Here is a 12,120-nt window from a genome sequence, read left to right as displayed (position 1 = left end):
ACGGGAGCCTCAGTGCGATTGGATGACGATCGTCCAGTTCACGCCCGGCTGGTTCTGTGCGAGCCACGTCGTGAGGCGCTGGGCGAGCATCTCCGCGTTCCTGTCGCCCTGTCCCCAACCGGTCCAGTCCGTCCCGTTCACACGGTGTACGTACGAGAAGGCGAACTCCGTCGGCTGGCTCGTCACCACCCACCACATGACGCTGTTGGGTGCACCGGTCGCTTCGTCGGGGAACCCCACATAGGTCGGCCGGATCAGTGCCACAGGACCGCCGAGTCGCTGCGACGCTTGGGCGGCAAGCGCCTCCGTCTGGGCCTGACGCGACTGGTTCTGCTGGAACTGCGTGGGGTCGTAGCCGGGCTGTGTCGTGTCGTAAGCCGCGGCGACGTCTGCGCCGATCCCGTCCAGCTCTGTCTGCAGCTGGGCGACGCCGTATTCGTCCGGCGGTGGTGGAGCCTCCGTCTGCGGGGAGTCGACCGGTGTCTTGGACGCGTTCGGATTGACGCTCACGAAGCCGTCGAGAGCCCGCCAGCCCTCGGGGCTCGTCCCCGGTAGCGAGAGTTGCGACTCACCCACGGCGGGCCCCTGTACCCGAGTGCCGGCGAGTGTGCCGCATGCGGCTGCCCAGCCCGCCGATCCCGTTTCGGGTACGAGAACGAGGCAGTACGGCGCGTCGGCGGCGGTCCCTCGAGCGACGAAGTGCACGGTTCCCTCATCGATACCCACGAGTCGCGTCGTGCTGCGGTCGAAAGCGCCCGTGACGTCGTCGGGGACGAGATCGGCCTCGGTCTGCGCGACGCTCAACTGCAGAGGTTCGGTGGCGACGGTCGGGGTCGGCGTGGGCGCTGGAGTCGGTGAGGTCGACTCGGTCGTCGTGGGCGTGGGCCCGGCAATGGGAGCCGGCAGCAGGTAAGGCGCCGCGAACGCTGCTCCCGCGACACCCACGATCATGGCGACGGCGATGCTGCCTGCCGCGATGTTGCGACGACGCAGGCGCTTGGCCTCGAGCCGGGTCGCTCCCCGGACGATGGCTTCTCCGAGCGCGTGAACCTCGTCGGCGCGCAGTTCGGTCGGGTTGTCCACTTCAGGCCTCCACAAGGTGTGCGAGCTCGCCGCGCAGGCGGCCCTTCGCTCGGGCAAGCCGGGACTTGACCGTTCCGACCGGAATCCCGAGCGCGTTGGCGGTGTCCCTCTCCGAGTAGCCCTCGATGAGCGTCAGGACGACGACGCTCCGTTCGCGGGCGGTGAGCCGATCGAGGGCGGCCATGACGGCCGGTTCGGATTCCGGAGGATCGCTGACACCTCGATCCAGATCCCTCCCCGCGGACTCGAGCAGATTTCGGTATCGCCGAGCGGATCGCTCGAGGTTCCGAGCGGAGTTGGTGACGGCGTTGAGCAGCCAGGGGAGCGGGGACCCATCCACGAGTCGGACCTGACTGCGACGTCGCCACAGCTCGTAGAACGCGATGACCACGGCGTCCTTCGCGTCTTCCCGCACGCTGACATGCCGCGAGGCCTGGCGGAAGAGCCGTTGGGCGTGTCTGGCGAACAGCGGGTCGAGTGCGGAGGCGTCGCCGCCGAGCACCCTCTGCCAGTCGTCGCCGTCGAGTTCGTTCACATCCTTAAGTGTCCGCCAACGGGCGAAAGGTTCGCTCCCCCGTGGTCCGTCTCCACGTTCGTTACCGAATTGCGATCTCTCCGCGCTCGCGCAGGGCTGTATCCGACGGTCAGCAGCGATGAGCCGCGTCTGCCGCAGGCCTGGCCGCGCGCGTTCGCCCGCAGCCCTCACCCCGCGCGTTCGCCGTTCCGCGGTGCGGGATGATGGAGGGAGTCTGCAGAGAGGGAGTGGCATGGCGCTGCGAGTCGGAGTCGTGGGGGGTGGGCAGCTGGCCCGCATGATGATCGCGCCGGCGGTCGAGCTCGGAGTGGAGATCCGCGTGCTCGCCGAAGACGAGGGGATGTCGGCATCCCTCGCCGCCACCGCCGTCGGGGACTACCGCGACGCGGCAACGGTGCTCGCCTTCGCGCGCGACGTCGACGTCGTCACGTTCGACCACGAGCATGTGCCGCAGGACGTCCTCGCGACCCTCGTCGGCGAGGGCGTCGCTGTGCACCCCGGTCCCGGTGCGCTGAAGTTCGCGCAGGACAAGCTGGTCATGCGCGCCCGGCTGCAGGAGCTCGGGATGCCGCAGCCCGACTGGGCGGCCGTCACGAACGCCGACGAGCTGCAGGCCTTCATCGACGACCATGGCGGCCGGGCGGTCGTGAAGACGCCGCGCGGCGGCTACGACGGCAAGGGCGTACGCGTCGTGTCTGCGGGCACCGAGGCCGACGACTGGTTCGCCACCCTGGCCGAGGACGCGCGCGGCGGCGCCCTCCTCGTCGAGGAGCTGGTCGACTTCACGCGCGAACTCGCGCAGCAGGTCGCCCGGCGCCCCTCGGGCGCGGTCCGCGCCTACCCGGTCGTCGAGACCGTCCAGCGCGACGGCGTGTGCGCCGAGGTGATCGCGCCCGCTCCCCACTCGAGCGATCGCCTGCAGCAGGTGGCGGCCCACATCGGCGTCTCGATCGCCGAGGGACTCGGCGTGACCGGGATGCTGGCGGTCGAGCTCTTCGAGACGACCGACGAGCGGCTCCTTGTCAACGAGCTGGCCATGCGTCCGCACAACAGCGGGCACTGGAGCCAGGACGGCGCCGTGACGAGCCAGTTCGAGCAGCACCTGCGCGCCGTCCTCGACCTGCCGCTCGGCGACACCGACCCGGTCGCGGCCTGGGCCGTGATGGTCAACATCCTGGGCGGCCCGGCGGACGAGTCCCTGGACGCCCGCTTCGCCGCCGCCATGGACGAGCACCCGCAGGCGAAGGTCCACACCTACGGCAAGGCACCGCGTCCCGGTCGCAAGGTCGGGCACGTCAACGTCGTCGGCGACGAACTCGACGACGTGGCGTACCAGGCGCGGGCCGCAGCATCCTTCTTCCTCGACTGAACGGCGCGGAAGCGCGCCGTTGCGGGGAGTTTCCAGCCTCGCCCCCTAGCCTTGACGAGTGACTGCGCCCCTTCATTCCTCCGAGGCGCCGCTCGTCGGCGTCGTCATGGGCTCCGACTCCGACTGGCGGGTCATGAGCGACGCCTCCCAGGCGCTCACCGACTTCGGCATCCCGCATGAGGTCGAGGTCGTCTCGGCGCATCGCACGGTCGACAAGCTCATCCGCTACGGGCGCGAGGCGCGCGCACGCGGCCTCCGCGTCATCGTCGCCGGCGCCGGCGGCGCGGCGCACCTGCCGGGCATGCTGGCATCCGTCACCGCGCTCCCGGTCATCGGGGTGCCGGTGCAGCTCGCGACCCTCGACGGCATGGACTCGCTCCTGAGCATCGTGCAGATGCCCGCCGGCATCCCGGTCGCCACCGTCTCCATCAACGGCGCGAAGAACGCCGGACTCCTCGCCGCGCGCATCCTCGGGGCGTCCGATCCCGAGGTCGCCGATCGCGTCGAGGCGTACGCCCGCGATCTCGAAGCGCAGGTCGAGCAGAAGAACCGGCGGCTCAAGGAGTCGCTGTGAGCGTCGTGAGCGCGCCTCGCACCACGCCCGCCCGCCCGTCACGTCCGGGCGTCGTCGAGGAGCGCCCGATGCGGAATCCGGATGCCTCGTCCCGCGCCGTCATGACGCGCCGGGGGTGGTGGCTGGTCGGGCTGAACTTCCTGATCCCCGGCTCGGCCCAGGTGCTCGCGGGCAACCGCAGGCTGGGTCGCTTCGGGATCGCCGCGACGCTGGTCATGTGGGTGCTCCTCGTCATCGCCGTCCTGTTCGCGCTGCTGTCGCCGACCGCCGGGCTGAGCATCGTGACGAGCGCCTGGCTCCCGGACTGGCTCGGACTGCTGCGCCCGCTGCCGCTGCTCATCGCCCAGGGGCTTTTGATCAGCTACGCCCTGCTGTGGATCGTGCTGACGATCGACACGCTGAGGCTCGTGCGCCTGGTCAAGACCGGCGGCGTGGCGCGGTTCGCGATCGCGCTGGCGGCTGTGGGGCTCCTGGTCGTCGCGAGTGGGACGGCTGTATATGCGTCGAATGCCGTGGGGACCGTGCGCAGCACGATCAGCACCATCTTCGGGGCGAGCGGGCCGACCGTGCCGCCGGACGACGGGTACTACAACATCCTGCTGCTCGGCGCCGACAGCGGCGAGGGCCGCGACTCGATGAGATTCGACAGCATCTCGGTGGTCTCGGTCAACGCCGAGACAGGCGCCACCACGATCACCGGCATCCCTCGCGACATGCCGAACTTCCCGTTCGCGGAGGGTCCGATGCAGGACCAGTACCCGAACGGCTTCGAGGGGCACGGCGACTCGAACTGCGGGTGGGGGAGCGGGATCAACCAGCTGACCAACGCCGTCGAGCAGTGTCGGGAGGATCGTGGGACGGGGCTCTATCCCGATGCCGAAGGCATCGGTTCGACACCGGCGATCGAGGCGACGAAGGACGCGGCGTCCGGCATCCTGGGCATCGAGATCCCGTACTTCGTCTTCGTCGACATGCACGGGTTCGCCTCGCTCGTCGACGCTCTGGGCGGCGTCGACATCAATGTCGTCGAACGACTGCCCAAGGGCGGCGGCCCGTCGTACCCCGGCGAGCCTGCCGAGGACTGGGCGTCGGGCTGGATCGAGGCAGGCCCGCAGCACATGGACGGCGACACTGCCCAGTGGTACGCCCGTTCGCGCTACACGACGAGCGACTTCGACCGCATGAGGCGCCAGCGCGAGCTGCAGGAGGCGATCCTGTCCCAGTTCACGCCTCAGGTGGTGCTGACCCGCTTCCAGGATGTGGCGGCCGCGGGCGCCGACATCGTCGAGACGGATCTGCCCCAGTCGCTCATCCCGGCACTCGTCGACCTCGCCGTCAAGGCCAAGGAGCAGCAGGTGCAGACGCTCGAGCTGACACCCGCAGGCGGGATCGACGAGTTCGACCCCGACTACGCGTACATCGCCGAGCTCGTGCAGACCACGCTCCACCCGCCGACCCCCACGCCGTCGGGAGAGTGAGCGTGGTCGCAACTCTTCGCGTCGTGCTGGATCAGCTGGTTGCGCCTTCCGAGCCGGAGCTGGCCGAGGCGTCGCGCGAGCTCGCACGTGCGCTGGTTCTGGGTGCGCCGCCGGGATGCGAGGTCGAGGCCATCGCGCCGGCGGGCGGGCCTGAGGACGCGTTGGCCGGTGTGCCGGGACTGGCGGGGGTGCGGCGCACGGCGCTGCCCCGCCGCGAGCTCTCGGCCGCCCTCCAGCTGGGCGTCGGCACCGGCATCGGCGGCGGCATGATCCATTCGCCGTCGCTCTTCGCACCGCTCGTGCGCCACGACCGGGTGCACGACCACGACCAGACCGTCATCACCGTCTGGGACCTGCGGCCCTGGGAATCGCCCGCCGAGCTGCCGCGGGCCGTCGTCGCGTGGCAGAAGGCGATGCTGAAGCGCGCCGTCAAGCACGCGGACGCCGTGGTCGTGCCGACGCATTCTCTTGCTGCGCGGCTCGTCGAGATCGCTCCGCTGGGGGACCGCATACGGGTGATCGCCGGTGCTTCTCCCCTCGGCTTCTCCGTGCCGACGGACGAGGTCGGGCGTCGACGCGAGCTGGGCGTGCCGGAGGGCTACGTGCTGCTCGCCGGAGGCCCGCTGGGTTCGGAGGGGCTGGACGCCGGACTCGCGGCGGTCGCAGCATCCGGTGTCGAGCTCCCTGTCGTCGTGATCGACGTCGAGGAGGGGCACGAGCCGGCTGTCGCGGATCTCGCGTCCGCGGCGGGACTGCCGGAGCGGGCGCTGCACGTGCGAGGGGTTCTGGAGGCGGCCGATCGGGCCGCGGTGTTCGGGGCAGCGGTCGCATTCGTGGCCCCGTCGCGGCGCGCGGCCTTCCCGTGGCGCGTCGTGGACGCCCTGACTCTCGGCGTGCCGGTGGTCGCGGCGTCCTCCGCGGTGCACGACGAGGTCGTGTTCGACGGGGGAGTGCTGGTCCCGGCCTCAGGCGCCGCCGAGCTGTCGGAGGGCCTTGGCGCCGCGCTGGCCTCAGGGGTGGGGTCGACCGCCGCGGCCGAGCGCCTGGGTGTGCTCGCGGGGGATCGGGGCCGCGCCTTCTCGTGGCGCGAGGCCGCCGACAAGGTGTGGATGCTGCACGCCGAGCTGTAGCCGTGGGCGCGAAGACCCACCGCGGCAACCCTCCCGTCGACCGCCGTGCGCGGCATGGCGCCGGCAACCCATGTTGTACCCAACCGTCACATCCGCCACACTGTTCACATGGCGGGGGCTGTGAGAACGGGCGCGATCGCGCCGAAGACGTCGAAGATCAGGCTTTTCGGGGTCGTGGTCGCGCTGATCATCGGTCTCCTCGTGCCGGTGGCTCCCGCGGCGTCCGCCCTGTCGCCGTCCGTCACCGATGGGGTGATCTCATCGATCCGTCCCACGGCAGACCTCAGCAGATTCCAGCCCGGCAACATCGTCAGCGACGCGGTGTTCTTCTACAAGGACTCCATGAGCGAGGCGCAGATCCAGGCGTTCCTCGAGCAGAGGGTCCCGCGGTGCGAAGCCGGGTACACGTGCCTCAAGGACTGGTACGACGTGTCGCGCACAACGACCGCCGACGCGATGTGCGGGGCCTATGCGGGCGGGGTGCGCGAGCGCGCCTCGCGCATCATCTACAAGGTCGCTCAGGCCTGCGGGATCAACCCGCAGGTCATCCTGGTCACGCTGCAGAAGGAGCAGGGCCTCGTGACGCACGTGTGGCCCTCGGACTGGCGGTACACGATCGCCATGGGACAGGGGTGTCCCGACACGGCGGCGTGCGATACGCGGTACTACGGCTTCTTCAATCAGGTGTTCGGTGCGGCGTGGCAGCTCAAGCGCTACGCCAATCCGCCGGGTACGAGCCAGTACTTCACCTGGTATGCGCCCGGCAAGACATGGAACATCCTGTTCAACCCGAACCGCGGGTGCGGATCGTCGCCGGTGTACGTCCAGAACCAGGCCACAGCGAACCTCTACTACTACACCCCCTACCAGCCGAATGCCGCCGCCCTCCGCGCCGGATACGCCGAGGGCGATGGGTGCTCGAGCTACGGCAACCGCAACTTCTACAACTACTTCACCGATTGGTTCGGTTCGACGCAGGTGCCTGTGAACGCCTGCGCGCAACCGGCCTCCTCTGCGGTGACCCCGGCAGACGGTGAGTTCCAGGTCTCGGTCGCTTCGCTGAATGCCCGACACGCCCCGTCGACATCGTGCGAGCCGGTGGCCCGGTCCCTGAGCCAGGGGACGGTCGTCACGCGCACGGGCGTGCTCGGCGAGTGGTGGCAGATCCGCATCAACGGCGCGTACTTCTGGGTCCACGGCGCCTACCTGACACCGACGCCGCCCGTCACCTACACGACCTCGCGCCTCGCAGGTCCCACCCGCTATGAGACCGCGGTGGAGGTGTCGAAGAAGTCCTATCCGAACGGCGCGTCGACAGTCTTCCTGACCTCGGGCACGGACTTCCCCGATGCCTTGGCCGCCGGCGCGGCCGCGGGGCGGAGCGGCGGTGCGCTGCTGCTGACAGACCCCAACGCGCTGCCCGCGGCGGCAGCCGCCGAGATCACCCGGCTCGCTCCGTCCCGCGTCGTGATCATCGGCGGTGAGACGCGTGTCACCCCCTCGGTGGAGGCCGCGGTCAGGTCCGTGGCCACCGCGGCGACGCTCGAACGCATCGCCGGCGCTGACCGCTATGAGACGAGCAGGCTCGTCGCGGAACGCTATTTCGGCGGCGCCGCATCCGCATACGTGGTGACGGGCCGGACCTACGCGGACGCCGTGGTGGCGGCCGCGCTCGGCGGGGCGCAGGGAGCGCCCGTCATCCTCGTCGACGGCACGGCGCCGAGGCTCGATGAGGCGACACGGGAGACCCTCGCCCGGCTGGGAACCTCGACCGGCATCATCGCAGGCAACACGCTCGCCGTGAGCGCCGGCATCGAGGCGGACATGGTCGCCGCGGGTATCGGAGTCCAACGCTACGGCGGCGCGGATCGATTCCAGACCAGCCGTCTGCTCGGCGCCGCGGCATACCCGCAGGGAGCGGCATCTGCGCTCGTGGCGACCGGGGGCGGATTCGCCGACGCGTTGACGGGCTCGATCCTGGCAGCGAAGTACAAAGCGCCGCTGTTCACGACCCCGGCGACCTGCCTCGTCGGTGCGACGAAGGTGTGGATGCTCATCAGCGGTGTCAGGGAGATGACCCTGATCGGCGGCACGCCGAGCCTCGACGATGCCGTCGCCCGCTCGGTGCGATGCTGAGCGGCGTGGGCGCCGCACGCTCGTCACCGACGGTGGTCTACCCGTCGGCGCTGTCGATGGCGGAAGTCTCGCGCCTCAGGAGGGCGATCTCGGAGTCGTCGTAGGTCGCAGCGATCTGGCGGTCGTTCGCCCCACCGGTGAGGTTCGAGTACCACAGGGCCTGTTCCTGGGTCTCCTCGACCAGCGGAAACGTCCGGCTGAACCCGTCGATCAGCCGGATGCGGATGCCGGCCTTGATCGAGGTGTTGTGCATCCAGACGTCGTCCGCGTCCGGGCACAACTCGCGAAACTCTCGCCCACGTGCTTTCAATGACCGCAGCATCTCCACCGGGTGGATCACGCCCGACACGGCGGTCATGAAATGCGCCCAGGACGGTTCGCTGCCGGTGCTGAAGTCCCAGACCGCGTACGGAGCCAGGTCCGCGCCGTCGAACGTGACGCGCCGGGCGCGGTAGCACACGATCAGGTCGGGCGTCAGGTGATGCTCGTCGACGAGTCGCGCGAGCCAGGAACGGGGGTAGATCGTGTCGTCATCCGCGGTGACGAGTGGTCCGGTGAACTCGGCGGTCTCCTCGACGAACGGGAAATACTTGGTGTGCGGGCCGAAGTTCTCAGCCAGCCGGACCTCCAGACCACGCCGGCGCAGACGCCGCAGGCTGCGCGGCAACGTGCGGAACGCGTCGGGCTCGTCGAGCCAGAGTATGGTCCGCGCAGGCGTGAGGCTTCCGCGCGCGATCGACTGGATGGCGAGGTAGCTCCACCGCGTACGGTCGCCGAACGTCGTCAGCGAGACGACCGGACCGGAGCCACCGGACAGCCGCCCGGCGCCCAGCAGGTTGCCGGCACGCAACCGCCGGAAGCCCGGCGTCTCGACGTCTGTGCGAAGTCGCGCCCTGACATCGGACACGAGGGTGCGGAACGGCCTCATCAGCTCCGACCGCGTCCCAGGCCGCGCAATTGGCTCTTGCGTCGCCAGACCCATCCCCGGACACGGGCGTCGACTGTGCGATCGAGATGGCGCTGGAGTGCGTCGAGAGCCGACTTCAACTCGTCGAAGCGGGCGTTCGACTCGCGGACCGCCGCGATCACGCGCTGCTCGGACTGCTCCGCAGCGTTCCGTTGCGCTTCGAACACCGCGTCGAGGTAGAGCGGCAAGCCGGTGCCGTGCGCGGCCATGAACTCGCGGAGCGCGCGATCGCGATGAGCGCGGTTGGCGAAGTCGTGATCTTCCGGGGCGGCGAAGACGCTGTTGCCTGCCACACCGTTGACACCCGGCCGCTGATGCCAGTACGCGAGGACCTGGTCATCGACGTAGCGGATCTGGTGGATGAGCATCGCCCGCATGTTGAACGCCCAGTCGGCCGCAGCCGGGAGCGAGGCGTCGTACAGCCCGATCCTGTCATGAAGGCTTCGCCGATAGAGGAAGCCGATCGGAACGAAGCGGTTGAACTGCAGGAGATCGGTGGCGAGCACCTCCGGGTTGTGATCCTCCAGCACGTACCGGCCGGTCTCGACGATCTCACCGCTGTCGTCGAACTGCTCCAGGATCACTTCGGTGCGAGCGATCACGCCGACTTCGTCGGGGTTCGCCTCGAGGTAGGCGACCGTGCGGGCCAGGAAGTCCGGATGCCACGAGTCGTCGTCGTCGTGGAGGACCAGGTAGGGAGCCGAGGTCGCCTGCATCCCTGCGTTGGCTGCGGGCCATCGACCGGTCGCCGAGGGGTTGTGGAGGACGCTGATGCGGTCGCGGTGCTCAGCGGGCAGCTCGGACACGACCTCGTCGACGGTCGCCGGGTCGCCGCCGTCGTTCACGATCACCGCCTCCCACGAAGGGAAGGTCTGGGCCGTGATACTCGCCAGCGCGCGCCGCAGCATCCTGGGCCGATCCTTCGTACGCACGACGACGGCCACTGTCGGCCGATCCGCTCCCTCATGCATTGCGCAACACCGCCACCCCTTCGTGACTTGCTCCATCGAACACGGCCTTGCCGTTCCTGATCACGATCGCGCGTTCGCAGAGATCCGCCACCATGTCGAGATCGTGGCTGACGACGACGAGGGTCTTGCCCGATGAGTGGAGCTCGCGGATGCGAGCCAGGCATTTCTTCTGGAACGGCTCGTCGCCGACCGAGAGGATCTCATCGATGAGGAGGATGTCGACCTCGGTGTGGATCGCGACCGAGAAGGCCAGGCGCAGGAACATCCCCGAGGAGTAGTGCTTGACCTCGGTGTCGATGAACTGCTCGATCTCGGAGAACGCCACGATCTCGTCGTAGCGCGCTTCGGTCTCCTTCTTGCTCATGCCCAGGATGGCCGCGTTGAGGAAGATGTTCTCGCGCCCCGAGAGATCCGGATGGAACCCCGCGCCGACCTCGATGAGGCCGGCGACGCGGCCGCGAGTGAGGACACGGCCGCTGTCGGGGCGCAGAACGCCCGAGATCAGCTTGAGCGTCGTCGACTTGCCCGAGCCGTTGAAACCGAGGAGCGCGACCGACTCGCCCTCGCCGATCGAGAAGGAGATGCCGTCGAGAGCATGGAACTGCGTCGTGACCGGCTTGCGCCGCATCGCGGCTACGAACGTCTCTTTGAAGGAGTGCGTGTGGCGGAGCGTGAAGTCCTTGTGGACGTCGTCGACGACGATGCGTGGCGCTGCGGATGCGTCAGAGGTCCTGGGCAAAACGCCCCTCCAATCGGCGGAAGACGAGCTGGCCGAAGATGAGCAGGACTGCCGCGGTCACTGTCGCGATGGCGCTGTACAGGCCGAGCCCGGGAAGCACCTGACCGTCGACGGGGTCCAGCGGGAACCACAGGCCGAAGTGGAACAGCTCCACCGCGGGCGTCAGCGGGTTGAGGCGGTAGAGCACGAACAGCCACTCGGGTACCGCGGACGCGACCATCTGCCACTGGTACATGACGGGCGACGCCCAGACGGCGCACATCACGATGATCTCGACGAAGCTCTGCGCATCGCGGAATGTCACATTGATCGCGCCGAAGAGCATCCCCAGTCCGGTTGCGAGCAGCGCGACGATGACGATGCCGAGGACGAGGGCCGCGATGTGCACGAGGGACGGTGCCCAGCCGAAGAACAGCGCGATCGCGATGATGACGAGGATCTGCGGGATCGTGTTCACCCCGGCGATCAGCACGCTCGCTATCGGGAACATCTCGCGGGGGAGATAGATCTTCTTGATGAGCGCGGCATTGTCGACGAGCGACCGGGTGCCGTTCGAGAACGCCTCGTTGAAGAAGGTCACCACGGTGATGCCCGCGAGCAGGTACAGGGGGAAGAACTCGACGCGTCCGTTCATGCCGAGGAAGACACCCACGGCGACGAAGAAGACCACGAACTGGACGAGTGGCTTGACGTACGACCACAACCAGCCGAGCAGCGATCCGCGATAGCGGATCTGGACCTCCTTGCGCACGAGGAGCGACAGCAGGTAGCGATGCCGGAACACGCCGATCAGTCCCAGGCCCCGCCCTGGTGATTGCAGCGGGGTGCCCGCGGGCGCGGGTGTAGTCATGGTGTCCTTCGGGGGTCGTACCGCACCCTGGGGCGAAGAGGGTGAACAGAGCATCTTCGATCTTAGGCGTTGCGGCCGGTTCTCCCTATCCGGCGGCGCCCGGCGTCAGGAGGGGTGAGGCGTGGTTGGTAGACTCGCGGGGTTTCCGCGTTCAGAACCGAGAGGCGAATTTCGACTGTGATACCTGGACACGTGCTCGGCGAACGGGCCTTGTTCCGACTGGACGACGAGGCCGAAGTGCGCGGGCTCTCGACGCGCGAACGCCGGTTGCTGGTCGGCGCGCTGAAC

At 69.0% G+C, this 12,120-nt stretch carries 11 protein-coding genes; 5 read left to right on the top strand and 6 right to left on the bottom strand.

Features of this window, described 5'->3' with window-relative positions; translation table 11 throughout:
* Positions 1–9: 9 nt before the first annotated feature.
* A complete protein-coding gene (locus ACFQ7C_RS09800) occupies positions 10–1,083 on the bottom strand; it encodes a hypothetical protein (RefSeq protein WP_378899762.1) in 1,074 nt (357 codons plus the stop codon).
* 1 nt (position 1,084) lies between these two features.
* A complete protein-coding gene (locus ACFQ7C_RS09795) occupies positions 1,085–1,618 on the bottom strand; it encodes an RNA polymerase sigma factor (protein WP_378899759.1) in 534 nt (177 codons plus the stop codon).
* Between the two features lie 232 nt (positions 1,619–1,850).
* Here ACFQ7C_RS09795 and ACFQ7C_RS09790 point away from each other — a divergent pair, with 232 nt between their 5' ends.
* From ACFQ7C_RS09790 to ACFQ7C_RS09770, 5 genes are all read left to right on the top strand, one after another.
* Positions 1,851–2,987, top strand: a complete 1,137-nt coding sequence (locus tag ACFQ7C_RS09790) for a 5-(carboxyamino)imidazole ribonucleotide synthase (protein ID WP_378899756.1) — start codon at positions 1,851–1,853, stop codon at positions 2,985–2,987.
* 106 nt (positions 2,988–3,093) lie between these two features.
* Positions 3,094–3,561: a 5-(carboxyamino)imidazole ribonucleotide mutase gene (purE, locus tag ACFQ7C_RS09785; protein ID WP_378900222.1), complete on the top strand. Its 468-nt coding sequence runs from the start codon at positions 3,094–3,096 to the stop codon at positions 3,559–3,561.
* The gene (locus ACFQ7C_RS09780; protein WP_378899753.1) at positions 3,558–5,039 is read left to right on the top strand and encodes an LCP family protein; all 1,482 of its coding nucleotides are present in this window, start codon (positions 3,558–3,560) and stop codon (positions 5,037–5,039) included. The genes purE and ACFQ7C_RS09780 overlap by 4 nt, the downstream gene beginning before the upstream one ends.
* A 2-nt stretch (positions 5,040–5,041) precedes the next feature.
* The gene (locus tag ACFQ7C_RS09775) at positions 5,042–6,169 is read left to right on the top strand and encodes a glycosyltransferase (RefSeq protein ID WP_378899750.1); all 1,128 of its coding nucleotides are present in this window, start codon (positions 5,042–5,044) and stop codon (positions 6,167–6,169) included.
* Between the two features lie 108 nt (positions 6,170–6,277).
* On the top strand, positions 6,278–8,305 hold the full coding sequence (locus ACFQ7C_RS09770) for a cell wall-binding repeat-containing protein (RefSeq protein WP_378899747.1): 2,028 nt from the start codon (positions 6,278–6,280) through the stop codon (positions 8,303–8,305).
* 37 nt (positions 8,306–8,342) lie between these two features.
* On the opposite strand, the gene ACFQ7C_RS09765 is transcribed toward ACFQ7C_RS09770, so the two are convergent.
* The 4 genes from ACFQ7C_RS09765 to ACFQ7C_RS09750 are packed head-to-tail and all read right to left on the bottom strand — an operon-like array spanning position 8,343 to position 11,832.
* Positions 8,343–9,287, bottom strand: a complete 945-nt coding sequence (locus tag ACFQ7C_RS09765) for a hypothetical protein (RefSeq protein ID WP_378899744.1) — start codon at positions 9,285–9,287, stop codon at positions 8,343–8,345.
* On the bottom strand, positions 9,233–10,243 hold the full coding sequence (locus ACFQ7C_RS09760) for a glycosyltransferase family 2 protein (RefSeq protein WP_378899740.1): 1,011 nt from the start codon (positions 10,241–10,243) through the stop codon (positions 9,233–9,235). The genes ACFQ7C_RS09765 and ACFQ7C_RS09760 overlap by 55 nt, the downstream gene beginning before the upstream one ends.
* Positions 10,236–10,982 carry an ABC transporter ATP-binding protein gene (locus tag ACFQ7C_RS09755; protein WP_378899737.1) on the bottom strand — a complete coding sequence of 249 codons (747 nt, stop codon included), beginning with the start codon at positions 10,980–10,982 and terminating at the stop codon, positions 10,236–10,238. The genes ACFQ7C_RS09760 and ACFQ7C_RS09755 overlap by 8 nt, the downstream gene beginning before the upstream one ends.
* The gene (locus ACFQ7C_RS09750) at positions 10,966–11,832 is read right to left on the bottom strand and encodes an ABC transporter permease (protein ID WP_378899734.1); all 867 of its coding nucleotides are present in this window, start codon (positions 11,830–11,832) and stop codon (positions 10,966–10,968) included. Before ACFQ7C_RS09750 ends, ACFQ7C_RS09755 begins: the two co-directional genes overlap by 17 nt.
* Positions 11,833–12,120 lie beyond the last annotated feature (288 nt).

It is taken from the genome of Microbacterium sp. NPDC056569 (assembly GCF_042793475.1).
In the GTDB taxonomy this organism is placed as follows: Bacteria; Actinomycetota; Actinomycetes; order Actinomycetales; family Microbacteriaceae; genus Microbacterium.
Note: the sequence above shows the minus strand (reverse complement) of the source record. Positions and strands in the feature narration are given on the sequence as shown.

Excerpts from the sequence above, each read along its gene's own strand:
- ACFQ7C_RS09790 (WP_378899756.1), top strand. The coding sequence starts at position 1,851 with ATGGCGCTGCGAGTCGGAGTCGTGGGGGGTGGGCAGCTGGCCCGCATG.
- ACFQ7C_RS09765 (WP_378899744.1), bottom strand. The coding sequence starts at position 9,287 with ATGGGTCTGGCGACGCAAGAGCCAATTGCGCGGCCTGGGACGCGGTCG.
- ACFQ7C_RS09770 (WP_378899747.1), top strand. The coding sequence starts at position 6,278 with ATGGCGGGGGCTGTGAGAACGGGCGCGATCGCGCCGAAGACGTCGAAG.
- ACFQ7C_RS09750 (WP_378899734.1), bottom strand. The coding sequence starts at position 11,832 with ATGACTACACCCGCGCCCGCGGGCACCCCGCTGCAATCACCAGGGCGG.
- ACFQ7C_RS09760 (WP_378899740.1), bottom strand. The coding sequence starts at position 10,243 with ATGCATGAGGGAGCGGATCGGCCGACAGTGGCCGTCGTCGTGCGTACG.
- purE (WP_378900222.1), top strand. The coding sequence starts at position 3,094 with ATGGGCTCCGACTCCGACTGGCGGGTCATGAGCGACGCCTCCCAGGCG.